Source organism: Pseudomonas sp. S2_B10, from assembly GCF_054668425.1.
Map to the genome: position 1 here is coordinate 3,687,128 of NZ_CP162768.1, position 25,601 is coordinate 3,712,728.

General features: G+C 61.8%; 25 protein-coding genes. 17 read left to right on the forward strand and 8 right to left on the reverse strand.

What is annotated here, in order from left to right:
• Window positions 1-13: 13 nt before the first annotated feature.
• The 4 genes from accB to gcbA all read right to left on the reverse strand — a co-directional run bounded on the left by accB (window position 14) and on the right by gcbA (window position 4,862).
• A complete protein-coding gene (accB, locus tag AB4O45_RS16410) occupies window positions 14-472 on the reverse strand; it encodes an acetyl-CoA carboxylase biotin carboxyl carrier protein (protein WP_016771862.1) in 459 nt (152 codons plus the stop codon).
• Window positions 473-496: 24 nt separating this feature from the next.
• Entirely contained in the window at window positions 497-952 is a 456-nt protein-coding gene (gene aroQ, locus AB4O45_RS16415) for a type II 3-dehydroquinate dehydratase (protein WP_016771861.1), read from the reverse strand.
• Window positions 953-1,193: 241 nt separating this feature from the next.
• Window positions 1,194-3,140 carry a methyl-accepting chemotaxis protein gene (locus AB4O45_RS16420; protein WP_460160310.1) on the reverse strand — a complete coding sequence of 649 codons (1,947 nt, stop codon included), beginning with the start codon at window positions 3,138-3,140 and terminating at the stop codon, window positions 1,194-1,196.
• 51 nt (window positions 3,141-3,191) lie between these two features.
• The gene (gene gcbA / locus AB4O45_RS16425; protein ID WP_016771860.1) at window positions 3,192-4,862 is read right to left on the reverse strand and encodes a diguanylate cyclase GcbA; all 1,671 of its coding nucleotides are present in this window, start codon (window positions 4,860-4,862) and stop codon (window positions 3,192-3,194) included.
• 324 nt (window positions 4,863-5,186) lie between these two features.
• Here gcbA and AB4O45_RS16430 point away from each other — a divergent pair, with 324 nt between their 5' ends.
• From AB4O45_RS16430 to AB4O45_RS16475, 10 genes are all read left to right on the forward strand, one after another.
• Entirely contained in the window at window positions 5,187-6,335 is a 1,149-nt protein-coding gene (locus AB4O45_RS16430; RefSeq protein WP_305382133.1) for a DUF2515 family protein, read from the forward strand.
• Entirely contained in the window at window positions 6,335-7,057 is a 723-nt protein-coding gene (locus AB4O45_RS16435) for a hypothetical protein (RefSeq protein ID WP_423664319.1), read from the forward strand. Before AB4O45_RS16430 ends, AB4O45_RS16435 begins: the two co-directional genes overlap by 1 nt.
• On the forward strand, window positions 7,036-7,542 hold the full coding sequence (locus AB4O45_RS16440; protein ID WP_150638191.1) for an Hcp family type VI secretion system effector: 507 nt from the start codon (window positions 7,036-7,038) through the stop codon (window positions 7,540-7,542). The genes AB4O45_RS16435 and AB4O45_RS16440 overlap by 22 nt, the downstream gene beginning before the upstream one ends.
• Window positions 7,539-8,015, forward strand: coding sequence for a hypothetical protein (locus AB4O45_RS16445; RefSeq protein WP_460160311.1), 477 nt, complete (start codon window positions 7,539-7,541; stop codon window positions 8,013-8,015). Before AB4O45_RS16440 ends, AB4O45_RS16445 begins: the two co-directional genes overlap by 4 nt.
• A gap of 138 nt (window positions 8,016-8,153) precedes the next feature.
• A complete protein-coding gene (locus tag AB4O45_RS16450) occupies window positions 8,154-9,221 on the forward strand; it encodes a DUF2333 family protein (protein WP_236169645.1) in 1,068 nt (355 codons plus the stop codon).
• A gap of 3 nt (window positions 9,222-9,224) precedes the next feature.
• On the forward strand, window positions 9,225-9,782 hold the full coding sequence (locus AB4O45_RS16455) for an NUDIX hydrolase (protein WP_041480663.1): 558 nt from the start codon (window positions 9,225-9,227) through the stop codon (window positions 9,780-9,782).
• Between the two features lie 315 nt (window positions 9,783-10,097).
• Window positions 10,098-10,469, forward strand: coding sequence for a translation initiation factor Sui1 (locus AB4O45_RS16460; RefSeq protein ID WP_007914613.1), 372 nt, complete (start codon window positions 10,098-10,100; stop codon window positions 10,467-10,469).
• Between the two features lie 220 nt (window positions 10,470-10,689).
• Window positions 10,690-12,603, forward strand: coding sequence for an arginine decarboxylase (speA, locus tag AB4O45_RS16465; RefSeq protein WP_016771856.1), 1,914 nt, complete (start codon window positions 10,690-10,692; stop codon window positions 12,601-12,603).
• 233 nt (window positions 12,604-12,836) lie between these two features.
• Entirely contained in the window at window positions 12,837-14,183 is a 1,347-nt protein-coding gene (locus AB4O45_RS16470) for a type VI secretion system Vgr family protein (RefSeq protein WP_252883114.1), read from the forward strand.
• Window positions 14,180-14,968 (forward strand): DUF4123 domain-containing protein, encoded by a 789-nt coding sequence (locus tag AB4O45_RS16475; RefSeq protein ID WP_252868741.1) that lies wholly within the window; start codon window positions 14,180-14,182, stop codon window positions 14,966-14,968. Before AB4O45_RS16470 ends, AB4O45_RS16475 begins: the two co-directional genes overlap by 4 nt.
• 7 nt (window positions 14,969-14,975) lie before the next feature.
• Here the strand turns inward: AB4O45_RS16475 and AB4O45_RS16480 are convergent, their stop codons facing one another.
• A complete protein-coding gene (locus AB4O45_RS16480) occupies window positions 14,976-16,325 on the reverse strand; it encodes an MATE family efflux transporter (protein WP_457264477.1) in 1,350 nt (449 codons plus the stop codon).
• Here AB4O45_RS16480 and AB4O45_RS16485 point away from each other — a divergent pair.
• Window positions 16,324-16,737, forward strand: a complete 414-nt coding sequence (locus tag AB4O45_RS16485) for a hypothetical protein (RefSeq protein ID WP_457264475.1) — start codon at window positions 16,324-16,326, stop codon at window positions 16,735-16,737. The two genes, AB4O45_RS16480 and AB4O45_RS16485, sit on opposite strands and share 2 nt — an antisense overlap.
• Window positions 16,738-16,741: 4 nt before the next feature.
• Here AB4O45_RS16485 and AB4O45_RS16490 read toward each other — a convergent pair whose 3' ends face one another.
• Entirely contained in the window at window positions 16,742-17,035 is a 294-nt protein-coding gene (locus AB4O45_RS16490) for a hypothetical protein (RefSeq protein ID WP_039757018.1), read from the reverse strand.
• Window positions 17,036-17,280: 245 nt separating this feature from the next.
• Between AB4O45_RS16490 and AB4O45_RS16495 the strand changes: the two genes are divergently transcribed.
• From AB4O45_RS16495 to AB4O45_RS16515, 5 genes are all read left to right on the forward strand, one after another.
• Window positions 17,281-17,583 carry a MazG-like family protein gene (locus AB4O45_RS16495; protein WP_016771852.1) on the forward strand — a complete coding sequence of 101 codons (303 nt, stop codon included), beginning with the start codon at window positions 17,281-17,283 and terminating at the stop codon, window positions 17,581-17,583.
• Complete coding sequence (locus tag AB4O45_RS16500; RefSeq protein WP_460160312.1) at window positions 17,583-18,332, forward strand: methyltransferase; 750 nt, start codon at window positions 17,583-17,585, stop codon at window positions 18,330-18,332. Before AB4O45_RS16495 ends, AB4O45_RS16500 begins: the two co-directional genes overlap by 1 nt.
• Window positions 18,333-18,344: 12 nt before the next feature.
• A complete protein-coding gene (locus AB4O45_RS16505; RefSeq protein ID WP_056787719.1) occupies window positions 18,345-18,956 on the forward strand; it encodes a DUF4136 domain-containing protein in 612 nt (203 codons plus the stop codon).
• Window positions 18,957-18,997: 41 nt separating this feature from the next.
• The gene (locus AB4O45_RS16510; protein ID WP_041480657.1) at window positions 18,998-19,555 is read left to right on the forward strand and encodes a DUF4136 domain-containing protein; all 558 of its coding nucleotides are present in this window, start codon (window positions 18,998-19,000) and stop codon (window positions 19,553-19,555) included.
• A 219-nt stretch (window positions 19,556-19,774) separates the two neighbouring features.
• Window positions 19,775-21,772, forward strand: a complete 1,998-nt coding sequence (locus tag AB4O45_RS16515) for a pilus assembly protein TadG-related protein (RefSeq protein WP_460160313.1) — start codon at window positions 19,775-19,777, stop codon at window positions 21,770-21,772.
• On the opposite strand, the gene AB4O45_RS16520 is transcribed toward AB4O45_RS16515, so the two are convergent.
• Window positions 21,757-24,519: an ATP-binding protein gene (locus AB4O45_RS16520; RefSeq protein ID WP_460160314.1), complete on the reverse strand. Its 2,763-nt coding sequence runs from the start codon at window positions 24,517-24,519 to the stop codon at window positions 21,757-21,759. The genes AB4O45_RS16515 and AB4O45_RS16520 overlap by 16 nt on opposite strands.
• Window positions 24,516-24,962 carry a TadE/TadG family type IV pilus assembly protein gene (locus AB4O45_RS16525; protein ID WP_024011435.1) on the reverse strand — a complete coding sequence of 149 codons (447 nt, stop codon included), beginning with the start codon at window positions 24,960-24,962 and terminating at the stop codon, window positions 24,516-24,518. Before AB4O45_RS16525 ends, AB4O45_RS16520 begins: the two co-directional genes overlap by 4 nt.
• A 75-nt stretch (window positions 24,963-25,037) precedes the next feature.
• Here AB4O45_RS16525 and AB4O45_RS16530 point away from each other — a divergent pair, with 75 nt between their 5' ends.
• Complete coding sequence (locus tag AB4O45_RS16530) at window positions 25,038-25,508, forward strand: A24 family peptidase (RefSeq protein ID WP_056787729.1); 471 nt, start codon at window positions 25,038-25,040, stop codon at window positions 25,506-25,508.
• Window positions 25,509-25,601 lie beyond the last annotated feature (93 nt).

Below are 25,601 nucleotides of genomic sequence, written 5' to 3' on the forward strand. Positions count from 1 at the left end.
GGCTCTCCGCGGTTCAAACGATGGTGAACAGCGGTTGGTCGTACTCAACCGGCTGGCCGTCTTCGACGAGGATGGATTCGATCACACCGCTGGTTTCAGCTTCGATGTGGTTCATCATCTTCATGGCTTCGACGATGCACAGGGTGTCGCCTTTCTTCACGGTCTGGCCGACTTCAACGAAGGCAGGCGAGGTTGGCGAAGATTTACGGTAGAAGGTGCCGACCATCGGCGAACGGGCCACGGTGCCGTTCAGCGCGGGTGCAGCAGCGGCGGCCGGAGCAGCGGCAGCGACTGGCGCGGCAGCAGGGGCAGCGGCCGGAGCCTGCATCGGGGCTGGCGCGTAGTACTGCTGCGCCGGGGTCTTGCTGTGGCGGCTGATGCGTACGGACTCTTCGCCTTCCTTGATCTCGAGCTCGTCGATGCCGGACTCTTCCAGCAATTCGATCAGTTTCTTAACTTTACGGATATCCATGAATCATCAACTCCCAAGGGTCGGTCAGGGGCGTATAGCTTGGTGTTCAAGCTGCTCTAGTGCGGCCTCCAGGGCCAGTCGGTAACCGCTGGCGCCAAGGCCGCAGATCACTCCTACCGCTACATCGGAGAAGTAGGAGTGATGGCGGAAAGGTTCGCGCTTGTGCACGTTGGACAAATGCACTTCGATGAATGGGATGCTCACTCCCAGCAGCGCGTCACGTAATGCGACACTTGTGTGCGTAAAAGCCGCCGGATTGATCAGAATGAAGTCCACGCCTTCACCGCGTGCAGCGTGGATGCGATCGATCAATTCGTACTCGGCGTTGCTTTGCAGGTGCAGCAGATGATGGCCGGCTTCACGGGCGCGCCGCTCCAGATCCTGATTGATCTGCGCCAGGGTCGTTGACCCGTAGGTCCCCGGTTCCCGGGTGCCGAGCAGGTTCAGGTTGGGGCCGTGCAGCACCAGTAGCGTCGCCATCTGCGTTGTCCTTGTTATCAATGAGCAGTCGTCAGAACCCGGCGACTATGCCGCAAAGCCTTTGTGACTGTCCAGTTCCATGCAATAGGCGGCACGATGGGCGATGTTTGCGCGAAATTTGTGACCGAGGATCAGGATCCGGTCATTTGTAGTGACTGGGCTGGCGCCTTCGCGAGCAGGCTCGCTCCCACAGGGGTATGCATTCCAATGTGGGAGCGAGCCTGCTCGCGAAGGTGGTATGTCAGACGCGGAAGGCCTGAACGGCCGTATGCAATTGGCCGCCGAGAACCAACAGGTTCTCGCCCTGTTCGCGGCCCTGGCCGATGCGCAGCAGGTTATCCCCACCCAATTGATGAATGCGCTCGCTGTGATCGCGGATCTCGCTGACCGCGCCACTTTGCTGCGCGGTGACATCGGCGATGCGCACGGCGGTGTCGGCGATGGTCTGGATCGCGCCAACGATTTTGTCCAGTGCACCGTCCGCCGCTTGCGCCTGACTGGCCGTGGCTTCGGCGTGTTCGACCTGCGCGCGCATGCCTTCGACCGATTGTCGCGCGGCGGTCTGCAGACCGGCGATCAGCGTCTGGATTTCTGCCGTGGCCCCGGCGGTGCGTTGTGCCAGCGAGCGCACTTCCTCGGCGACCACGGCAAAACCACGGCCCATCTCCCCGGCGCGGGCCGCCTCGATCGCGGCGTTCAGGGCGAGCAGATTGGTCTGGTCAGCAATCGAACGAATCACTGTCAGCACGCCGCCGATGGTTGCTGATTCTTCTGCCAGATGTTCGATCATCTGCGCATTGCCTTGAACCTCACCGACCAGCGCATGCAGTCCGGTCAGGCTCTGGCCGATTACAGCCTGCCCATGCTCGACGGCGAGACCGGCATGACGACTGGCGTCGGCAGCCTGACGGGCATCGCCGGCCACTTGCTGAATGGTCGCCTCGAGTTCTCCCAGCGAATCGCGAATCAGCGCAGTATCGCCGGCCTGATGTTCGGCGCCGCTGTGCAGGTCATTGCTCAGTTCGGCGAGGGTGCGGCTGCTGCCCGCGACCTGCTCGGCGTTGCCGCGAATGGTGCCGACCAGATCCACCAGATAGGCGCGCAAGCGGTTGAGCGAGGCTTCGATGTCGTGCAGTTCTCGATTGGTCTTGCCCAGTTGGATGTCGCGACTGAAATCGCCCTCGGCCCAGGTCGACAGCGCTGGGGCGAGGTTGGTCAGGGTGCGGGCCAGGCGCCGCTGCAAGGTATCGATGAGGAGGGCGATCAGCAGAATCAGGCCGATCATCACGCCTTGCATCAGCCGCACTTCGCCCTGGATCTGCCCATGTTGCGCGCGTACCACCGGTTCGAGGCCGGCGATGGCGTGTTGCACGCTGGCGATTTTTTCGTGGGTCGCGGCGCTGAGCTCGGCGCGTTTCTGGATCTGCTCGCGGGTGCGCGCCAGTTCCGCCGGATAGCGGCCGAGCAAGCTGTTGAGTTCGCGTTTGAGGCCGACACCGGCATCTTCGGCGGCGGCTTTGTCGGTGTTTTCGATGCCCATCAGCGCGGCGAAATCGTCACTGCTCGATTCGTTGCTGGCGACCACACCGAGCAAGGGCAGGGCATCGATGGCCTCGGCCTGGGCGCGCATGTTGCTCACTTCACGCTCGACATCGGCGGCCAGCTCACTGCGCCCGCTGCTGACCAGTTTGTCCCGCGCCAGCGACAGTTTGCCCAGATGCTGAGATGCGGCGAGCAGTGGCGCGAGGTAGGCGGCGTTGCCATTGGCGTAGGTGTTGAACTGGTCGAGGCTGGCGCTGAGTTCGCGTTCGGCCTGCAACAGCAGCGCCTGCGGATCGCCAGCCAGTTTGCCGGCGGCGAGCAGGTCGGTTTTGCTGAATTCATCGAGGCTCGACAGGCTTGGCCGTACCGTGTCGGCCAGCGCCGGGGGCAAGTCACCCAGTTGCTTTTGCACGCTGTCGATAGCCTGGGCGGCACTGCTCAGGCGCAGCGCGTCACCGCTGGCCAGATAATCCTCGACGTTGCGCGCCACTTCATTCTGAAATTGTTGCGACAGCCCCAGGTAACGCTCCATCAACAGATAGGGGCGTTCGAGGGCTTTTTGCGACCACCACAGCGTGGCGCCAAGGGCCACGCAGACGGCGACCAGCAGCAGAGTGTTGAGATTGGTGAGCAACTTCAGGCGCATGACGGCTACCAACGGCAGGAATGGTAAGCGCCTGAATTTATTGCGGTTCTATTACAAGGTTATGACCGAATCAGTGGATTCCGATGAAAAAGTGGCACTTTGCTTTGACTGGCGCGCGGTCTGCACCCGATTGCGTCCTGCACCCTTGGCGCGATACAGCGCCTCATCGGCCTGGCTGGCCATCATCAGGCTGTCGGAGTCATCGCACATTTCTACTACGCCGGCGCTGAACGTGCACCAGAGGTCCTGCGGCTGCGCCGGGTAATGAATCTCGGCGAAGCGCTGGCGAATCTCGTCGAGGACTTTGTGCGCCGCGTCGATATCGGTGTCGGGCATGACGATGGCGAACTCTTCGCCGCCGTATCGGCCAATGAAATCGGTCTTGCGCAAACGCTGCTTGAGAAACAGCGCGAGGCTCTTGATCACCCGGTCACCCATCGGGTGGCCATGGCTGTCGTTGACCCGCTTGAAGTGATCGATGTCGAGCATGGCAAAACTCAGCGGCTTGTTCTCGCGGCGGGCGCGGAACGAGCAGTCTTCGAGCAATTGCAGAATATGCGTGTGGTTGTACAGGCCGGTGAGGCTGTCGCGGACCATCCGTGCTTTGAGGTTGCGCGCGCGGGCGGCGCGGTTGCGCACAGTGGTGATCAGGTGCCGCGGTTTGATCGGCTTGGTCAGGAAGTCATCGCCGCCCTCGCTCATGGCGTCGAGCTGCTTGTCCAGATCGTCCTCGGCCGACAGGTAAATGATCGGCACGCTGACGTAGCGGTCGTTGTGGCGGATGACCTTGGCCAGCTCGGTGCCGGTGCAGGCCGGCATGTACATGTCGAGGATGATCAGGTCCGGCTGGAAATCCGCCAGCTCGGCCATTGCCTGAATCGGTTCGATCAGGGTGCGGGTGACAATCCCGGCGCTGTTGAGCAGGCGCTCGGTGTGCAGGGCTTGGGCGCGCGAGTCGTCGATGATCAGCACTTTATAAGGCTCGTACTGGGCGACGCAGGTCAGCACTTCGATTTTTTCCAGCAGGCTCGATGCTTCAAGGGTGCCGGTGAGGAATTCCTGGCCACCGGCGCGCACGGCGGCTAGGCGGGTCGGGGTGTCGGTTTCGTGCAGGCTGAAGAACAGCAGCGGCAGCGGTTCTTCGAGGCCGACCTGAGCTTCGGCGGCGAGTTTCAGGCCGATGCCGGGGCCACTGAAATCCACGTCCATGACAATCGCTGCGGGCAAGCGCTCGACCATCGACGAGCGAAACGCCGCGACACTGTCCAGTGCCTGTGCGCTGAGGCCAAAGAATTCGAGCTGCTTGGCCAGGCGTTCGGCGCGGTCGTGATCCTGCAACATTACGTAGATCGGCTTGCGCAGCGGCGGCAGGAACGTCTGGTCGAGCTGATCACCATGGCGCAGGCCGGTACGCGACAGGCGCTGCATCAACCGATTCAGATCAGTGATCAGGCCGCTGCTGAGGCGCCCACGGTTGGCATCCACCGCTTGCAGCGACTGGCTGATGTGGTGCGCCAACTGAGTGTGTTCCGGCTGTTCAAAGCGCTCGGCAAAACGCAGCAGACGCAGATTCGCCTCGCTCAGTTCGGCAAGATCGACGGTGGACCACTCACTGCGTTGCAGGCGCTGCCATATCTCAAGAATCTGACGTGCCTGATGAATTACCCGCTGGGCAAAGTGGTGCTTGAGACGCTCACGGCTGGGGTCTTCTGGCTCGGTCATATCCTGACTACTAGTTAGGGTGCATGCTGAGATCGACTGGTGGCTCTATGCTAGCACCTCTTTTCCCTTAGACGAGTGTCGTACGTCAATAATCTGCTGAACGACACGATTCAGTTTCTGACCGGGTGGTTTTGTTTTTACCTCTGATTTCGACCAAGTGCCCGCATGCTGGGATTTTGCGAGCAATCCGGCCAGCGCTGTCGACATTTCACCGGTCTTGATAGGCGGCGTCTGACAGCGCTTTCTGATTTTTCTTCTACGCGCTTTCACCGGCCAGATTGGCTGGTACGGTTCAGGGATTCCCCTAGCTGCCGCCCTTCCATCATGAGCCAATGTTTCACCGAACTCGCCAGTGATGCCCAGCGCCTCAATCACAACATCAGGCCCATCGACGACTGCGCTTGCGACGAAGAGCTGTTGTACGGCGAGCGGGTGCAGGTGACAGAGGTGCCAGTGCTGACCTGCCAATGCCTCTGGCGGCGCTATCAGCGCGCCGCCGAGGCAATTGTCGCCCCGAACGGCGTGCTGATTGCCGATCCGGTCGCGCGCAACCGGGCGATCAACGCGGCTTATGCCCGGTTGTGGTTGCACGACTCACGTTTTCAATGGGCGGGCCTGGCGGCGTTTGCCTCCAAGCAGGTCGGCTGTGGCTTGCTGCATGCGGCACAGAGTATCGAACGCATCCGCGAGGAATACGAAGCGCGGCAGCGGCTGCGAGACAGCCGACGCGAATCCGGATTGCTCACGCCGGAAAAAATGCCGGGACAGGCCGAAGACCTGCGTGAATATCAACAGGCTCAGGCGCGTAATCCGCTGTCTGTCATGGATGCCCGGGTGCCAGGTGAAGAGCTGTCGGTGGCCGAGCAACAGTTCCGGCATGTCTACAAAATGATGGCGATGGGCAATACCACGCTGTTTCTGGATGTTTATCCGTTGCATCAGTTTTATGCGGTGCGGGGATTGGCGGAGTTGAAGAAATGTCTTCGCGACCGGGAGAAGATTCAAGGGCATGCGAAGTGGCCGGTGCTTTGGCCGGTCGGGCAAGACACCCTCAGGTTCGGGGATGCATACCCCGAGATAGAGGTGGCCTTTGAAGCAATAGAGGCTGGGAAAATCGCCGAAAGCGTGAAGCATTTGGCGTGGCACGAGCAGCAAAATATTCTCCAGCCGACCATTTACGAAAACAGCCACCTGGTTGCGCTTTTGCGCGGCAATCATTTTTCTTATGTCACCAACTTCCCTTCCGGCGTCGCTCAGGCCATCGAGCTGACGCTGACCAGCCAATGCCAGCGTGTCGATGATGGCCGGACCATTGATTTTGATAGCAGCCCGCTGGCGGATTTGTCCGATATCGACCAGCGAATGAAGTTTGTGCTGCGGGCGGCAAGTCGTTTTGATCTGTTGCTCAACGACAGCAACAGAGAATTGTTGGCGCAGTCAATTCGCGAGATTGCGGTGCGGGAGGAGGGCTGATGAGCTTGCGCCTTGGGCAAATCGGCCTACGTCGGTGGGTGTGGATGGTTGTTTGTTCCGCTGCTGCACTGGCCGCCTTGCGGCAATTGATGCAGCCGCTATGGAATGATCCAGTCATTACCTTGAGGATCGGCGAAACCTACGAGTACATGGAGGCACATTCAACCGCTCCGTTCAGTGTGTGGGATCGCGGCAGCAAGACTGTTTCCGGTGGCATTCCGAAGACGGATGCACGTCTGCGCTTCGTTGATCCGCAGTACGGGTTCGAGACGCCGCTGGCTCGGTTTTTCACCGTGACGTTCGTCAATAATCTGACCGTGAGCATCCGCATGTCTCCGCAAATCGAACCTCTGCTGATTGAGGACGCCATGAAGGTTGTTACCGATCTGCAGAGCCAATGGTGCGCAAAAGGCTGGAAACCGATGGGTACGCAGGGCGACCCGACAATTACGGACACCCCCGATTGGCGCGCATACGTCAGACAAGGAGTGCTTTCTGGGCGGTCATTTTGGCAGGCCGGCGACAAATACCAGGCAATGCTGATTCTAGGACGCTTCAGAGATTCCAGACATCTCGATCAGGAGCGCTACCTCATCACTCTCGCCGTGGCGAAACCCTGGATTCCTTTCGACGAAATCGAAGATCGCCGCATCGAATCCCATCACTTCCTCCCACCCCTACCCGAAAAAGGAGCCATCTCATGCCCATCCCAGCCTTCATGACCATCCACGGCAGCCGCCAGGGCCTGATCACCGCCGGCGCTTTCACTGAAGCCTCGGTGGGCAATACCTACCAGAGCGGGCGTGAAGACAAGATCATGGTGCAGGCCCTCAGCCATGGCATGTACATCCCCAAGGACCAGGGCGCCGGGCGGCGGATGCACAGGCCATTGATCATCACCAAAACCCTCGACAAGGCTTCGCCCCTGCTGAATATGGCGCTGTCCAGCGGCGAGTTGCTGAGCGAATGCCGCGTGGAGTTTTATCGCACTTCGGCCAGCGGCGTGCAGGAGCACTTCTACACGGTGGAACTGGAGGATGCGTTGGTCGTCGGCAGCGAACTATTGATGCCGCACTGTCTCGACAGCGGCACGTCGCACCTTACGCAACTGGAGAAAGTCCACTTCAGCTACCGGCGCATCTACTGGCGCCACGAAATCAGCCGGACGATGGGTTCGGACGAGTGGCAAGGCGAGGGACTTCGATGAGGCTGGTCCGTGAGCTGAGCCTGACCGACCACGAGCGCCAGCATGTCTGTTGCGTGGAAGAGGCGCTGGAGCACGTCAGCAGTCTGTTGAGCATGCGCCAACCGCTCGAAGGTCTGGATCAACTGCGGGCCGGTTTGATGATCAATCTGGACAGCGAAGTCCTGGCGCAGATCAAACAGGGTGAATGGTGCCTGATCAAAGCCGAAGCCGACTATGGCTACTGGCAGGGCGCTGAAGCGGTGTTTGAACAGGCCGTACTCGATCTGATGAACAACCCGCCCGAGCAGCCCACCCGCACCGCACGAATCTTTCGTCTGGTCGACAGCGTGACCGGTCAGCCGTTGCCCGCGCAGGCCTACATCGCCACGATCGATGGAATACCCAGTCAGCAACGAACTGACGCCCAAGGCATTGCACATCTGTTTACCGACGACCAAGTGCGGCAGCTTTCGCTGCGCATCTTCAACGTCTGAAATCTGCGTCTATCCTTTCGTTCGCGACGTCCTTCGCTTGTTTTGCGCCAGTGCCGCGATAGCGGGTGCTAGGCCTTGGCACGTTGTTGTATGGTTGTGGTCGAACCGTTGAACCCAAGTGATTGAAAGGATATCGCCATGCTGGACTGGAAAAACCGCGCGGGCAGCGCGCCTGAACGTGCCGCCGAGCCCAAGTCGGCCACCCGCAGCTATATCGGCGGGCTGCTGTTCAGCCGGGCGCTGGCCACAGTAATCGGTCTGTATTTGCTGGTCACCATCGCGCTGGGCTGGTACTGGAGCCAGGAACCGGAGCTGTTTCCGGTGGCGCAGAACGCCCAGGTCGCTGCCGAGAAAGAGGGCAAGCAAATGGTGGTCGGCTACACCACGGTCGAGACCCTGAAGACCGTTGCCGGCACCTTGCTCAACAAGCCGGGCGGTTACATTTCCAATGACCGTTTCCCGCCGGGCCTGTGGATGGACAACACGCCGAGCTGGGAATACGGCGTGCTGGTGCAGGTGCGTGACCTGACCCGCGCCCTGCGCAAGGATTTTGCCCGTTCGCAATCGCAGTCGGCCGAAGACGCCGATCTGGCCAAGGCCGAACCGCGCTTCAACTTCGACAACAAGAGCTGGGTGCTGCCGTCCAGCGAGTCGGAATACCAGGAAGGCATCAACTCCCTGAGCCGCTATCAGTCGCGCTTGTCTGATCCGAACCAGAAAAACGCGCTGTTCTACGCGCGCGCCGACAACCTCAACAACTGGCTGGGCGATGTCGGTACCCGTCTCGGTTCGCTGTCGCAACGCCTGTCGGCCAGTGTCGGCCGGGTCAAGCTCAACACTGCGCTGAAGACCGAAGTTCCGGCAGTCGGCGAAGTGCCGCAGGTTGACGAAGAAGTCGTGGAAACCCCGTGGATGCAGATCGACAACGTGTTCTACGAAGCACGCGGCCAGGCCTGGGCGCTGTCGCATCTGCTGCGCGCCATCGAAGTCGATTTCGCCGACGTGCTGGCGAAGAAGAACGCCACCGTCAGCGTGCGCCAGATCATCCGTGAGCTGGAGGCTTCGCAAGAGCCGGTGTGGAGCCCGATGATTCTCAACGGCAGCGGTTTCGGCGTGTTGGCCAACCACTCGCTGGTCATGGCCAACTATATTTCCCGGGCCAACGCTGCGGTGATCGATTTGCGTCAACTGCTCAATCAGGGCTGATACGTGAGCCAGACTACAAGAGAGGCGGCCCATCGCGCCGCCTCGGACGCTGAACAGATCGCCTGGGTCGACGAACAGGACAACCTGCTCGGCGCTCTGGTGCGCTCCGATTTGCGTGAGCGCGGGCTGATTGGCCGTGGCACTTACATCATGCTGTTCAACTCCGCCGGTGAGCTGTGCGTGCACCGCCGTACGTTGAGCAAGGCGATTTATCCTGGTTACTGGGATGTTGCCGCAGGCGGCATGGTCCAGGCCGACGAAAGTTATGCCGAGTCGGCGGCGCGCGAGCTGGAAGAAGAGCTGGGCGTCAGCGGCGTCGAACTCACCGCTCACGATCACTTCTATTTCGAAGACACCGGCAACCGTCTGTGGTGTTCGGCATTTTCCGCTGTATGGGACGGGCCGCTGAAACTGCAGCCGGAAGAAGTCCTCGAAGCGCGATTCATCCCTGTCGAACAGGTCATGCGCGAAATCAGCGAAAAGCCTTATTGCCCGGACTCTCTGGCCGCGTTAAGGCGCTATCTCAAGGCGCAGCAAAGCAACGTCGCAAAGAACACATGAATTGGCGCCGATTGGCACTTAGCAATCGCGATTTTTGCCGTTACACTGCGCGACCTTTTCAAGCTGCACCGGATAGCTTGAGGTTGGCCTGCAGATTTACCGTAGGAGCTGCCGAAGGCTGCGATCTTTTGATCTTGCCGTTAAAGATCAGGATCAAAAGATCGCAGCCTCGTTGCACTCGTCAGCTCCTACAGATTCAGTCCAGCGTTCAAAGTTTTCCGATGCAGTAGCGCTGCCCCTGCCTGAGTGGGGCTTCGCGGTCGCTGACCTTGCCCAAGGTTGCGATCAGTCTTTGTCCTCCCGAGAGGATTGCCGGTGGCCAAGAAAGCCGCATCCTTCGCCGCCCTGGGCGGCCTGGTATTTTCCACCGACGCAGGTCGTCATTGCCCGGAATGCAGCAAGCCGGTGGACGCCTGTATCTGCAAACAAACCGTGATCCCGGCCGGTGACGGCATTGCCCGCGTGCGTCGCGAAAGCAAGGGCCGTGGCGGCAAGACGGTGACCACCATCACCGGCGTGCCCTTGGCCGAAGACGCGCTCAAGGAGCTGGCGACGACGTTGAAGAAACGTTGTGGCACCGGCGGGGCGTTGAAGGACGGCATCATCGAAATCCAGGGCGATCACGTCGAGCTACTCTTGGCAGAGCTGATCAAGCACGGTTTCAAAGCGAAGAAATCCGGCGGCTAGCAGCCTCTGTGAAACCCTCCGGCGGCTTGATCCGGCTTCGAGTGTTCTCGGATCCGGCGTCGTCGCCATGGTTTTCACAGAGCCTGTTCATGACCGGTTTCTAAACTCCACGCAGTCAGTGCGGTCTACCGCCGCACTGACGAACCGTCATTTTCATTCTTTAGACTGCGCCGGCCTGCACTTCAGGCGACGCACTCTGACTTCTTTATAGGGGACTTCGATGTCCGTACGACGCACACGTAAAGACGATGGCAGCCAATGGACAGTTGCGGACAGCCGCAGCGTTTACGGGATTCGCCATTGGGGGGCCGGGTATTTCGCGATCAATGAAGCCGGTCGCGTCGAAGTACGTCCGAACGGCCCGAGCAGCTCGCCTATCGATCTGTTCGAGCAAGTCGACCAACTGCGCAAGAGCGGTTTGTCCTTGCCGCTGCTGGTGCGGTTCCCCGACATCCTGCAAGACCGTGTCCGTCAGTTGACCGGTGCTTTCGATTCGAACATCGAGCGCCTGGAATACCAGAGCAAATACACTGCGCTGTACCCGATCAAGGTCAACCAGCAGGAAGCGGTGATCGAGAACATCATCGCCACCCAGAACGTTTCCATCGGTCTGGAAGCCGGCTCCAAGCCTGAACTGCTGGCCGTGCTGGCGCTGGCGCCGAAGGGCGGCACCATCGTCTGCAACGGTTACAAGGACCGCGAGTTTATCCGTCTGGCGCTGATGGGCCAGAAGCTCGGCCATAACGTGTTCATCGTCATCGAGAAAGAATCCGAAGTCGGCCTGGTGATCGAAGAAGCCGCCTCGCTGAAGGTCAAGCCGCAGGTGGGTCTGCGCGTGCGCCTGTCGTCGCTGGCCTCGTCGAAATGGGCCGACACCGGTGGCGAAAAATCCAAATTCGGCCTGTCGGCGGCGCAACTGCTGTCGGTGGTCGAGCGCTTCCGTGGCGCCGGTCTGGATCAGGGCATCCGCCTGCTGCACTTCCACATGGGTTCGCAGATTGCCAACCTCGCTGACTATCAGCACGGCTTCAAGGAAGCGATCCGTTATTACGGCGAATTGCGCAACCTCGGTCTGCCGGTCGATCACATCGACGTCGGCGGCGGCCTCGGTGTCGACTACGACGGCACGCATTCGCGCAACGCCAGTTCGATCAACTACGACATGGACGATTACGCCGGTGTGGTGGTCGGCATGCTCAAGGAATTCTGCGACGCGCAGAGCCTGCCGCATCCGCACATCTTCTCCGAGAGTGGCCGTTCGCTGACCGCGCACCACGCAATGCTGGTTGTGCAGGTCACCGACGTCGAGAAACACAACGACGAAATCCCGCTGATCGAAAACAAGGAAAGCCTGCCGGAAACCGTGCAGTGGCTGGTCGATCTGCTCGGCCCGACCGACATCGAAATGGTCACCGAAACTTACTGGCGCGCCACGCACTACATGAGCGACGTCGCCGCGCAGTATGCCGACGGCAAGCTGACCCTGGCGGAAAAAGCCCTCGCCGAGCAGTGCTACTTCGCCGTGTGCCGGCGCCTGCACAACTCGCTGAAAGCGCGTCAGCGTTCGCACCGCCAGGTGCTCGACGAACTCAACGACAAGCTGGCCGACAAGTACATCTGCAACTTCTCGGTGTTCCAGAGCCTGCCGGACACCTGGGCGATCGATCAGGTGTTGCCGATCATCCCGCTGCATCGCCTCGACGAAGAGCCGCTGCGCCGCGCGGTGCTGCAGGATCTGACCTGCGACTCCGACGGCAAGATCAACCAGTACGTCGACGAGCAGAGCATCGAAACCAGCCTGCCGGTGCACGCGTTGAATGAAGGCGAAGATTACCTGCTGGGCGTGTTCCTGGTCGGCGCCTATCAGGAAATCCTCGGCGACATGCACAACCTGTTCGGTGACACCGACTCGGTGAACATCTACCAGAACGCCGATGGCAGCGTGTACCACGCTGGTATCGAGACCCACGACACCATCGAAGACATGCTGCGTTACGTGCACTTGTCGCCGGAAGAACTGATGACCCACTACCGCGACAAGTGCGCCAGTGCCCGCATCAGTGCCAGCGAGCGCACGCAGTTCCTCGATGCCTTGCGTCTGGGCCTGACCCGCTCCTCCTATCTGTCTTCCTGAGACCCGATAGCGTTCCGCCCGGGTTGTCCGATTTTTTTCCGCAAGCTGTGGAAAATTCGGACAACCCGGTGGGACATCTCCTGATTTTTTCACGAAAACCTGTGCGATCACGGTCAGCAAACTCATCTGGTCTGCTTTTCGCGTAGGTCATTTCCTAAGTTGTACTTCGCCTCTCTACTCGGCCATGCCTCTCGGCGAGAATCCCCGGCCGCCCCTCCTGTAGAGATCCGCCCATGTTCGATCCAGTCAACGAGCCGTCGTTTCGTCTCGATGTAGCGGGCCTGTCCGACCCCTTCGAAGTTCTCGCCTTTACCGGAAGGGAAGCGCTCAGCGAACCCTTTGCCTTCGAGATCGATGTGGTGATCGACGATCCGCATCTGGATCTTGCCAGCCTGCTGCATCGTTCTGCGTTCCTGTGCTTCGGCTCGCCCGGCCAGGGTGTGCACGGCCAGTTGCACAGCCTTGTCCAGCACGAGCATGGCCATGGCTTGCGCTTGTGTCGAGTGCGTCTCGGACCGAGGCTCGACTGCCTCGACCTGCGCTTGAGCCAGCGCATTTTCAGCGGCCGCTGCGTGCCGCAGATCATCGAACAGGTTCTGCGCGAGCATGGCATCGTCGGCTTGCAACGACGTTTTGACCTGCATAGCGACTACCCGACCCGCACCTTCTGCACGCAATACCGCGAATCCGATCTGCAACTGCTCCAGCGCCTGTGCGCAGAGGCGCGCATTCACTATTACTTCGAGCATCACCGCGACAGGCACTGCCTGGTGTTCGGCGACGATCCGACACGGATGCCCCATGCAGACGTCGCGCCCTATCAGGGCGAGCATGACCAGCGTGGCGTCGCTCCAGCCGTCCGCCAATGGCAACTGCACGAAGACTCGCAGGCCAGCCAGCGAGGCCCCAGTGCCGAAGGCCACAGCGATCTGCCCGCCTTGCGCAGCGGTCAGTGGTTGCCCCTGGACGACCATCCTTTCATCGAATGCAACCGCCCATGGTTGCTGACCCGCATCGAGCACCGTGCCGATCAGTCTCTCGAACCGCCCTATTGCAATCGCCTGTTCGCGGCCGCGCGGGTACCCGTCTGTGCGCCTGCCGCTGCGCAGTCCAAGCAGCGCATGCACAGCCTGCAGCGAGCCTGGGTGGTCACCGTCGATGAGCCGCAGCCGGATTGCTCGCGGCCGGTGGCGGTGCAATTCGACTGGCTCTATCAGGGCGAAGGGGCTTCGCCGAGTCATTGCTGGCTGCCCCTCGCGCCTGACTTGAACGAGCTGCCCTCGGCGGCACTCGCTGATGGTGTGGAAGTGGTGGTGAGTTTTCTTGAGGGCGACCCCGATCAGCCGGTGGTCAGTGGCGTGCTCCAGCCCTCAGTGTTGCCAGAGGCTGCGGTCGAGGACGATGATCCGGTATCGCTCCCAGAACTGCTGGTGAGCGATGGGTTGCAGCAACTGTTGCAGTCTGGCGAGCCGTTGCTGCTGCTGTGCCTGATGCCGGGCGGTGGCAGCTTCAACCACTGCGCCGAGTCCGTGTGCAGTTGCCGGCTGCTCACCGCGCTCGATCAGAGCAGCGCACGATGAGCGGCGCGGCGCTTGAGCCCATGGCGCAATGGCTGTTGCTCGACACCCCGGACGCGGCACGCGCCCTGCTGACCTTGCGCCAGGGCTTTGCCGATGTGCAGCGGCACCGATTGTTTGACGGCACCGAATTTCAACCGGTCAGCGAGCACGGCCCGGTCCTCGTCGACTTGCGCGAGAGTCCGGCATTGACCGCCTTGTGCCTGCGCGATCCGGACACCTGGCGTGGCCTGTTGCTGAGCTGCGAGATACCGGCGCAGCAGCTGCTCAGCCACTTGCAGCGCATGCTTACCGTCTCGTTCGGTTTGAATCACCGGGCCTTGCTCAGCTATTACAACCGTCAGACCGCCAGCTATTTCTTCGACGCCTGCGACGCCGCGCAACTGAGTCGCTGGCTCGGGCCAATCCGCCAGTTGCGCTGGTTTGGCGGCACCTGGGCCGACCGCGCCATTGGCAGTCAGGGCTGGCAACAGCTGCGCAATCCCGGCCTGCTCGTCGAACCTTTGGGCATCGAAGAAAGCCTGACCCGGCGCCAGCGCGAGCGCTTGCAAACCTGTCTGCTGGAGCAGCACATCTGGCGCTGGTGCCAGTCTCTGAGCGTTGATTACCAGACGATCGCTGTGCATGTGCAACAAGGTCTGGCGCTGGGTTTCAGCGATCGTGCTGTGCTGGATGGCTGGCTGTGGCTGCGCCTGCTCAATCCGCGCGCCGTGCTGGTTGTGCCGCCGGCCGGATTGACGCAGCCGGAACGGCTCGACTTCCTGCGTCGGCAGTGGGGCGCGGGCTGACTGTCCGTCAGTGAGCCTTGCCGCTGAACCAGCCATCGCGGCGTTTCAGCCACAGGGCTTGCGCGCCAAGGGTCACGCTGCGCAAGACCATGAACAGCAGAAAAGATATCCACAGGCCGTGATTGCCCAACGCTTGCAAGAGCCAGGCGAACGGCAGGAGCAACAACACCGTCAGCAGCATGCCGTTGCGCATTTCCCGCGCGCGGGTAGCGCCGATGAACAGGCCGTCGAGCAGGTAACTCCACACCGCAATCAGCGGCAGCACGGCGAGGTAGGGCAGGTAGACGAACGCCGTCTCGCGCACGCTCTGAATATCGGTCTGCATCTCGATGAACAGGTGCCCCGCCAGCAGAAACAGCACGGCAAACCCGAGGCTGGCGATCAGCGACCAGCCGCCGGCCACCACCAGCGATCGACGCAATGCCAGGCGATCCCGCGCGCCAATGGCATGGCCGCACAAGGCTTCGACCGCGTGGGCCAGGCCATCCAGTGCGTGGGCCGTCAGAAGCAGGCCGTTGAGCAGCAGCGCGTTGGCCGCTACGGTCGCATCGCCGAGCCGTGCGCCCTGCACGGTGATCAGGAAGAACACCGATTGCAGGGCGAGGCTGCGGATGAAAATGTCACGGTTGACCGCCAGCAGCGGCCGCCAGCTCTGCCAGACTCTCAGTGCCGACCAGATGATCTGCCCCGGATAGGCGCGCAATGCCGTGCGCGTCAGCCACAGGCCGAGCAGGGCGCCGCTCCATTCGGCGATTACCGAAGCCCGCGCCGAGCCGACCACGCCCCAGTCCAGGCCAATGACAAACCAAAGATTGAGGGCGATGTTGATCAGGTTGGTGCTCAGCAGAATCGCCAGCGGCGCTCGGGCGTTCTGCGTGCCGAGGAACCAGCCGACCAGCGCATACGTCGCCAGCGCGGCGGGCAGGCCATACAAGCGCGTGTGGAAAAACTCCCGGGTCAGTTGCTCCAGCTCCGCCGACGGCTGCATGAAGTGCAGAGCGACGCCGCTGAGCGGCACGCCGAGGCCGCCGAGCACGACGGCCAAGCCCAGTGCCAGCAACAGACCCTGCAAGAGAATCTGCCGCAACGCCGCGCCATCGCTGCGCCCGGCAGCCTGCGCGGCAAAACCGGTGGTGCCCATGCGCAGAAAACCCATCGCCCAGGCGAGAAACGTGTACAGACTGGCGCCGACCGCCACCGCGCCCAATTGATGGGCATGGGGCAAGTGACCAATGACAGTGCTGTCGACCAGCGCCACCAGCGGCACGGAAATATTGGAAAGAATCATCGGCGCGGCGAGTGCCCAGACCTTGCGGTGAGTCGGGCGGTCGCGCCAGTCGGTAATCAGTGAGGACATGCAGGCTCCTTGGGGGAGCGGGGATTGTAGCGGCAGAAACACCCTCACCCCAGCCCTCTCCCAGAGGGAGAGGGGGCCGATCTTCGTCGCTCTCAAGCGTGAGTTCGACCCGATATTGCAGGTCGGTGGAGAATTTCAAAGCAACGCGGTCAGCTCCCCCTCTCTCCGGGAATGGGAGAGGGGGCCGATCTTCGTCGCTCTCAAGCGTGAGTTCGACTCGATATTGCAGGTCGGTGGAGAATTTCAAAGCAACGCGGTCAGCTCCCTCTCTCTCCGGGAATGGGAGAGGGGGCCGATCTTCGTCGCTCTCAAGCGTGAGTTCGACTCGATATTCCAGGTCGGTGGAGAATTTCAAAGCAACGCGGTCAGCTCCCTCTCCCTCTGGGAGAGGGCTGGGGTGAGGGGCTTTTGAAGCGCTAGTGAATAATCCAGCTCAACAACCACAACCCCAGCAACAACCAGATGATCCCGGCAATGATCGACGCGTTCATGAATGCCCGGATCGCCGACCACAGCAGCATCAGGCCTACGATCAGGGCGATGATGCTGATGATCGAGGTGTCCATCCCCAGCGTTTGCGCCAGGCCGTCGACAAAGTTGCCGCCGGCATTGCTGAGCATATTGAACAGGCCGCTGAGGCCATCGACGATAAAGCGGATGACCGAACCGAGTGCCTGGCCTAGCCATTCGAAAAAGCTTTCTACACGCATGTGTGCATCCCTGATGAAAGAGCTGAGCCTTGGGCCACGCCGAGGGCGGCCGAGTTCCCTGCATGATAGAAGGTTTGCCCGGATCATGTGTGGGAGCGAGCCTGCTCGCGAAGGGGGCGTGTCAGGCAAATCCGGTCTGGATGATCCATCGCTTTCGCGAGCAGGCTCGCTCCCACAATAGATCATCTGCGCTGCTTGCCTTCAGCCCGCATCCCCCCGAAGCTATGCGTCTTCAGGAGAGCCCGATGAACCTTGTTGAACTGACCGAACGCCTGCATGCCATTCGCGACCGCAATGACTGGCGGCAATTTCACAGCCCGAAAAACCTCGCCATGGCCGCCAGCGTGGAAATGGCCGAGCTGGTGGAAATCTTCCAGTGGCTGACAGAAGACCAGTCGCGCCAGTTGCCGGCGGACAAGCTCGCCCACGCCGGGCAGGAAGTCGGCGATATCGTCCTGTATCTGTTGCTGCTGTGCAGCGAACTGGGCCTGGACATGAATGAAGTGGTGCGCGCCAAGCTCGCCGACAGCGAACGGCGGTTCAGCTGATGAGCGACCGTCATTTCGATCAGTTGGCCACGCGCTTCGCGGAAAAAATCTACGGCGGCGCCAAAGGCGCGATTCGCCTCGCGGTGTTGCAGGCCGACCTGAGCGAGGCCTTGCCGGATCGGCCGCTGCGGGTGCTGGATATCGGCGGGGGCCTTGGGCACATGTCGCTGTGGCTGGCCGAGCGCGGCCATGACGTCACCTTCACCGAGCCGGCTGAGCCGATGCTCGAGGGTGCGCGCCAGCGTTTTGCCGAAGCCGGACACACCGCGACATTCATACAGGCGCCGTGGCAGGAACTGCCCGGTCAGCTCACCGAGCCCTACGATCTGGTGATCTGCCACGCCGTGCTGGAATGGCTCGCCGAACCCCACGCGATCCTGCCGGTGCTGCATCAGTTGACCAACCCTGGCGGCTGGCTGTCGCTGGCGTTCTACAACCGTGATGCGCTGATTTATCGCAATCTGCTCAAGGGCCATTTCAAGAAAATGCGCAAGAACGTCATGGCCGGCGAGAAGCAGAGCCTAACCCCGCAGCAGCCTCTCGACCCACGGGAATTGGCAACGCAACTCGCCGGTATGTGGCAGGTCGAAAGTCAGAGCGGCGTACGGGTATTTCACGATTACATGCCGGTGGAATTCCAGGCCCGCGCCGAACTGGCGGACTTGCTGGAAATGGAACTCGCGCACCGTCGTCACCCAGGCTTCGCCGGGCTTGGGCGTTACTTGCACTGGATCTGCCGGCCGATCTGAGCGGAGCGCGACATGAAAGCTCGATGCGGGTTATTGCTGATAAGTCTGGGGTTGGCCGCTTGCCAAGGCAGCAACCCCTACGTGGCGCAGTCACGGCCGTTGCCGCCGGCACCGCCGCAAGCCGCCACCACCTTCGACCGCAGCGCCTACCCGGCGCCGCCGCGTGATTACGGGCGCTACCGCAACTGGGCCTGGCGCAACGGGCAGTTGCCGCCGGGCACGGCGTGGGCCGACTCGGCGCAGGTCGCCGAGGCGGTCAGCAACGCCCTCGACCAGCGCGGCTTGCGGCCGATGCGCGACAACCGCCCGGCGGACCTGCTGGTCAGCGCCGATCTGCGTCTGGAAACCCGTTTGCGCCAGGTTCGCGACGACTACGGCTACTACGGCGGATACGGCGGCTATGATCGTTATGGTCGCGGTTACGGCATGTACAACAGCGTGCCGATCGTGCGCACCTATCAAGAGCAGGTCGTGGTGGTGCGGGTCGATCTGTTCGATGCCGGCAATGGTCAGCCAGTGTGGAGCGCCAGCGCCGAGACCGGCACCCAGGGCAATCAGATCGAACGCGCCGATGCGATCCGCGAGGCTGTGGAAAAAGCCATGGCGGCGTATCCTCCCAGCTGACGTCGTGTCAGCAGGTTCATGTCTTCACCCGGAGAAAAATCATGTTCCGCCGTCTCGCTCTACTCGCTGTTGCTGCGCTGCTCAGTGCCTGCGCCGCCAATCAGGTCAATCACGATTTCGACGCCAGCCGCGACTTTGCCGCGTATCGCAGCTGGAGCTGGAAAGACCCGGCCCTGCAATATCGCCCCGATGATCCGCGCATCAAAAGCGACCTGACCGAACAGCGCATCCGCCAGGCGGTGTCCGATCAACTCGATCAGCGCGGTTTGCGTCCGGCTGCCGGCGGCGGCAAGGGTGATCTGAGCGTGCAGACTTACCTGATCGTCGAGGATCGACAGCAGCAGGTGACGACCAATTACGGCGGCGGTTGGGGCGGTCCGTGGAACGGCTACTGGGGCGCGCCGATGTACAACGAAACGCGCAACATTACCTACAAGGTCGCGACCATTCAGATCGACCTGCTCGACGGCAAGGACGGCAAACTGGTCTGGCGTGGCAGCGATGAGCAAATGCTCAGCAACCGCCCGAATCCGGCTGACCGCAGCAATGCCATTCGCGAGACCGTCGCACGGATTCTGGCCAACTATCCACCGCGTTGAACCGCTCTGAACCGTCCCTGTGGGAGCGAGCCTGCTCGCGAAGGCGGTGTGTCATTCAGCATTGAATCCTCTGGCACGACGCTTTCGCGAGCAGGCTCGCTCCCACCGTGGCGGTGGTGACAGGAATGGCGCCACGCCAGCACTCTCGACCGACCGCGTCTACACTCATTTTCACCAACGGAGGTAGCGCTCGGCACTGCGCCGGCAAAGGAGTGCGCCATGTCGCGAGGATCGCAAGGCAACGGCCCGGCCCGGCAACGCGGGGCGATCGGCTTGATGGCAGCCGCCACCCTGAGTCTGGCGCTGGTGATGATGTTGCTGGTGGTCGACAGCGGTCGCTTGTACATGGAACAGCGCAAATTGCAGCGGGTGGTCGATACCGCCGCCCTCGAAGCGGTCAGTCGCGGCGGCAATTGCCTGCCCGGGCTGACCGCCGCCAGTTATGCCGGGCAAAGTGCGCTGCGCAATGGTTACGTGGTCGATGCCGCCAATACGCTCGCGACCACCTGCGGCACGCTGGCCACCGCCGCCAGTGGTGTGCGCAGTTTCACCGTCGATGCCACGCAATCAAGCGCAGTCAAAGTCGCTGCCAGTCGTACGGTCACCAGCAGTTTTGCTGGCGGTGTGCAGGCGTTGTTCAGCGCCACGCCGGTCAGCCTCAATACCACGCTCAATGCTTCGGCAGTTGCCGCGAAACCGCAGCCGACCGTCGCCCAACTGAATATTCGCAGCACCCTCGCCAGCATCGACACGGCGCAGTCGAACATCCTCAATCCGTTGTTTTCCGGGCTGCTCGGCGGCAACGTCAACCTCACGGCGGTGGGCTGGGACGGTTTGCTGCACACCGATATCAACCTGCTCAAATACCTCGATCAACTGGCCATCGACCTCAACGTCGGCGCCGGCAACTACACGCAATTGCTCAACACCCAAGCGACGGTGACGCAACTGATTCAGGCAGCGGCGACGGTGGTGCAGCTCAACGGCGCGACCGCGCACGTGGTCACCGCGCTGGGCCAGTTGCAGGTCGCCGCGATCAACGCGGCGCCGGTCAGACTCGGCGAGATCCTGCAACTGCAGACCGGCACTACGGCGGCGGGGCTGGATGCCAATCTGCAATTGCTGCAACTGGTGCAGGGCGTGGTGCAACTGGCCAACAGCAAGAGCGCGGTGGCGGCGACCTTGCCGGTCAACGTGCTGGGGCTGGCCGGTGTCACGGTGCGGGTGAAGGTGATCGAACCGCCGCAGTTCTCGGCGATTGGCGACCCGGCGCGGGCCAAGGCCGATCCGTTGGGACCGGACCGGATTTATGTGCGCACGGCGCAGGTGCGCACGTTGTTGTCGGCGAATCTGCCGGTGCTCTCGGGGGTGACGGGGCTGACCAATGCGTTGCTGGGCCTGGTCGGTACGCTGACGCCGACGCTCAATGCGCTGTTGAGCCTGAATCTGGTGGACACGCTCAATTCAGTGTTCTGCCTGTTGGGTGCCGGCTGCCAACAGCTCGATCCGAAGCTGCTGCCCTCACCGCAAATCGACATCGCGCTGGATGCCGGCGGGGCGAAAAGCTATGTCACCGATTACCGCTGCCCGACCGGCGATACCGACAGCAAAAGCCTGACTGCCGCCACCACAACCTCTCTGGCAGATCTCAAACTCGGCAAGATCGATCCTGTCGCGGCGTTCTCTTCAGTCGCCGAACCAACGGTGGCGCCGTTGCCGCTGGTCGATCTCGGCATCATCACCTGCCACAAGATTCTCGGCATCGGCAGTTGCGATGCCGCCTCCCACGTGCAATACGGCGCGGGCGGCATCGCCCTCAAACTCGACACCAGCGTCGCGCAGACCACGCAGAATCTGCTGTTTTCCAGCACCACTCCCTTCGCCACCCCGGCCAATCTGAAACTGCCGCCGAGCCTGCTGCCGGCCGCGCCGAGCAGCAACATCGTCGGCAGCCTGGCAAACACGCTGTCCGGCATCAACCTGATCGTCTACAAACCCGTGGGCAGCAATCCGCTGGGCGCCATCGTCACCGGTGTGGCTTCACTGATCAGCGATGTCAGCAACCGCTTGTTGCCGGTGGTCACCGGTTTGATCAGCCCATTGCTTGATCCGCTGTTGAACAATCTGCTCAAGGGTCTGGGCATCAATCTGATGAACACCGAGGTGGGCGCCAACATGACCTGCGGGCAGACCGGCAAGGCCTATCTGGTGATCTGATCGTCGCTGGCGATCGGCAATTCGATGCAGAACCGTGCGCCCTCCGTGGAGTTGCGCACGCTCAACTGGCCGCCCATGTTGGCGATGATGCCGTAGCTCACCGACAGGCCCAGGCCGGTGCCGACGCCAATCGGTTTGGTGGTGAAGAACGGCTCGAAGATCCGCTCCAGCAAACGCGGATCGATACCGCCGCCATTGTCCTCGACCCACAGCCGCACGCTTTCCTCGTCACGCTCGGCGTAGATCGAAATCCACGGTTTGAATGCCGGGTGGTGCTCGCGCTTGCCGAGCAGGGCGTCACGGGCGTTGACCATCAGGTTGATCAGCACCTGCTCCAGCTGATCGACGTAGCCGCGCACCTGCGCCTCGAAAGCAGTCTCGCTGATGCGCAAATCGACACCTTTGCCGCGCATGCCCTCGGCCAGCAGTGACAAGGTGCCTTCGATGGCTTGGGCCGGGTTGAACAATTGTTGTTCGATTTCCGAGCGCCGGCCGAACACGCGCATGTGGTCGACCACCTTAGCCGCGCGTTGAACCTGAGCGTCGATGCGGTTGAGTTTGTCGGTCAGGTAATCGACCTGTACATCACCGTTGCCGAGGCGCTTGAGCACGTTGACGATGGCCATGCGCATCACGTTCAGCGGCTGATTGATTTCGTGGGCGAGGCCGGTGGCCATTTCGCCGAGGGTGGCCATTTTCGCGCTTTGCGTGAGTTGTTGTTGCGAGCGGCGCACCTCGGTGTTGTCGCGGCCCACCGCTTGCACTTCGATCAACTGGCCGCGCTCGTCGAACACGCCGCGATCCGACCACACCCACCAGGCGTGTTCGCGTCCGGGCAATTGCAGGCTGATTTCGGCGGTGCTCACTGGCTGTTCCGGGGTCAGTTGGCTCAGGCGCTGCACAAACGCGCCGCGCTGTTCTTCGGACATCCAGCCACCCAGATCAACCCCGGGCAGTTGTTCCGGGGTGGATTCCAGATAAGTCGCCAACGGTCGGTTGCCAAAGATCAGCGTCAGGTCAGGGCGATAACGGCAGATCATCGCCGGCGAGTCCTCGACCAGAATCCGGTAACGCTCCTCGCTCTGCCGCACCTGCTCGGCGGCAAGCGTTGCGTCGGTGACGTCCAGCCACAAGCCCACCGCCTCGACCGGCAGGCCGAGATCGTTGCGCAGCAGTTTTGCCTCATCGAGCAGCCAGTGATAGTCGCCACGGCTGTCGCGCAGGCGATAACGCGCACGCAACGAACCTTCGCGCAGCAACTGGCGGTTGCGCTGGAAATACAGTTCACGGTCTTCGGGATGCACGCGCTCGGCCAGTGTTGCTGCATCGCAATCTTCCAGCGTCCAGCCCAGCAAGGGTTGCAGGCTGGCGCTGAAAAACGCCGGGATCAGTGCACCTTCTGCATAGCGCTGCACGTAGATCACCGCCGGTGAACTGGCAATCAGATTATCCAGCCGCGCATGGGCGGCGGCGGCACGCAGTTGTTGATTCTGGATGTCGCTGATATCGAGCATGAACCCGACCAGACGCCGATGCTCACCGGTGCCGCTGACCTGACCCTGAATCCGATACCACGTCGCTGCTGCGCCGACCTCCGCGCGGTGCAGACGTACGCTCAGGGTCAGCGCTTCTCCTTGCAGTTGCAGGGCGCGCAAACGGCTGCGCAATTCGTCGCGGTCGGCGGGATGAAACAGCGACAGCCAGTTTTCTACCGGCAGCAGGCGATCGCTGAGATTCAGTGCCGAGGCCAGCGTCGGCGCCAGCGCAATCTGCTCTTCGGCACTGATTTCCCACCAGCCAGTGCCGAGCAGGTTTTGCAGGGAATCAAGACGTTCCATCGATTGCACATGGCGCTGCTCGCGCAAGCGGCTGAGCAGCGGTCCGGCCAGCGCACCGGCCAAGGTCAGCCAGTCGCGATCGGTCAGCCATGGCGCCACGTTGTCGACCGTATAAAACCCACAGAGCAGCCAGGCGACCACGCCCTGGTCATTGCTGTAGGGCACGGCGAAACCGTTGGCGTTGCCGAACGTGGCCTGCAATCGCGAATGTTCATAGCGGCCCTGCGGGCCGGCGAGGCGTTGCGGCGCGCTGCCGTTGAGGCTGTCCAGCGGCGTGCCCAGCGGCTGGCCGTCCTCCCACAATTGCGGGGCGTCGTGGCCACGAAACTGTTGATGAATCTGCCAGCCCTGGGCCTGTTCATCCAGCAAGGCCACGGCGAGGCAGGGGATGTGCCAGCGCTGGGCGATGGCCTGCAATTGTTCACCAAGCACCGTCGGCAGACGCGTCAGACTGCACGTGCGCAGACGATCGCTGACTTGCGCGGCGAGGGCCTGGCAGGCGTCGCGGTCGCGCGCTTGCTGACGTTCGAGCAACAGGTCGGCGATGTCGAGCAGCTGCAATCGCCAGCCATCCTCCAGCGGCTGCACCCAGCCGCGCAGGTGCAGCGGCTGATCATTCAGGCCGGTGAAATCTAGATCGAGCAATTGCCCGTGCCAGTCCCGCGGCTGGCCTTCGACGCTCAGCAGGCTATGCGGCAGCAGATAGGCGCGAAGCGGCAGCGGCTGACCCTGAGGTTTGTGCTGGGCGAGCAAATGCCGCAGCGGGCCGGCGATCTGCAACACATCGCCGTTGCCATCCAGATAAAAATGCAGGCCGATCGGCGGCGCGCCGAGGTGGTCCGGCAAGTCGTGGGCTGCGACGGGGGCGCGCTTGAGCAAGCGCCCGAAAAGCTTATCGCCGGCGGTCAAAATTGCAGGCTCGAGCGGGCGGTGAGATGCGTGGGCAGATTAGGCACCGTGCCGATCCCGGGCAGCACCAGAAACGGCATGATCTGATTGAGCTTGCTCACCGGGTAATTGACGCTGACGGTCAGGGTGCCGGTCCCCGCGTCGTAAGCCGCACTGGTGTCGGTGCCGACCACCAGATTCAAGGCCGAGGGCAGCCATTGCAGTTGTTGGGTCAGCGCAGCATTGGCGGTGTTGACCACCACCGTCGAATAGTTCGGCGTGGTCGGGTCCACCGCAACGCTGCGGCGCACCGCCTCAGCGGTGGCCTGGTTGAACGATTGCATCATCACGAAGGGCAGGCCGTAGCTGACCAGCCCGTAAAACACTGCGAAAAAGATGATGAACACCAAGGCGAATTCGATCGCCACCGCACCTTTTTGCGACCTGCGAAAGCCGTTTTTCATGCGTGCGTCTACCCTGACAGTCACTGCGTAGTATCAGCATAGAATCAATCAAGCAAAACGGACGGCTTTCAGCGGATGCAGATTTCCCTTGTTCTGATCTGGCTGGCGATCTGCGCCGCGCAAGATGCCCGGCAGCGGCGAATTTCCAACGCATTGACGTTAGGCGTGGGCGCGCTGGCGCTGGTCTGGTTGCTGGCGACCGGCAGCACCTGGCTGGGTGCCGACGCGGGGCAGGGCGGCTGGGCCTGCCTGATCGCTTTGCTGCTGACGCTGCCCGGTTATTTCATGGGCCGCATGGGCGCTGGTGATGTGAAATTAATGACAGCCCTGGGTCTTGCGACGAACGGCATATTCGTTCTTGGCGCGTTTATCGGCGCTGGCCTGGCCAGCGTGCTGTGGCTGCTGCTCGCGCCAAAAGTCTGGCCTCATATGGCTCAAGGGCTTAGAGCGCATCTGCGTCATCTGGCCCCGGACAAGTCAAAAAAGCTGCCATTTGCGCCGTTCGTGTGGGTAGGGGTAGTGCTTTCGCTGTACTGGATCACCTGATCGCGGGGTGCCACTAGTCCTATGTACATAGTCGGAAAGTGGGTCTACTTTCAATTCAGGCGAATACGCCACCAAAGTGCAGGAATCGTCAGC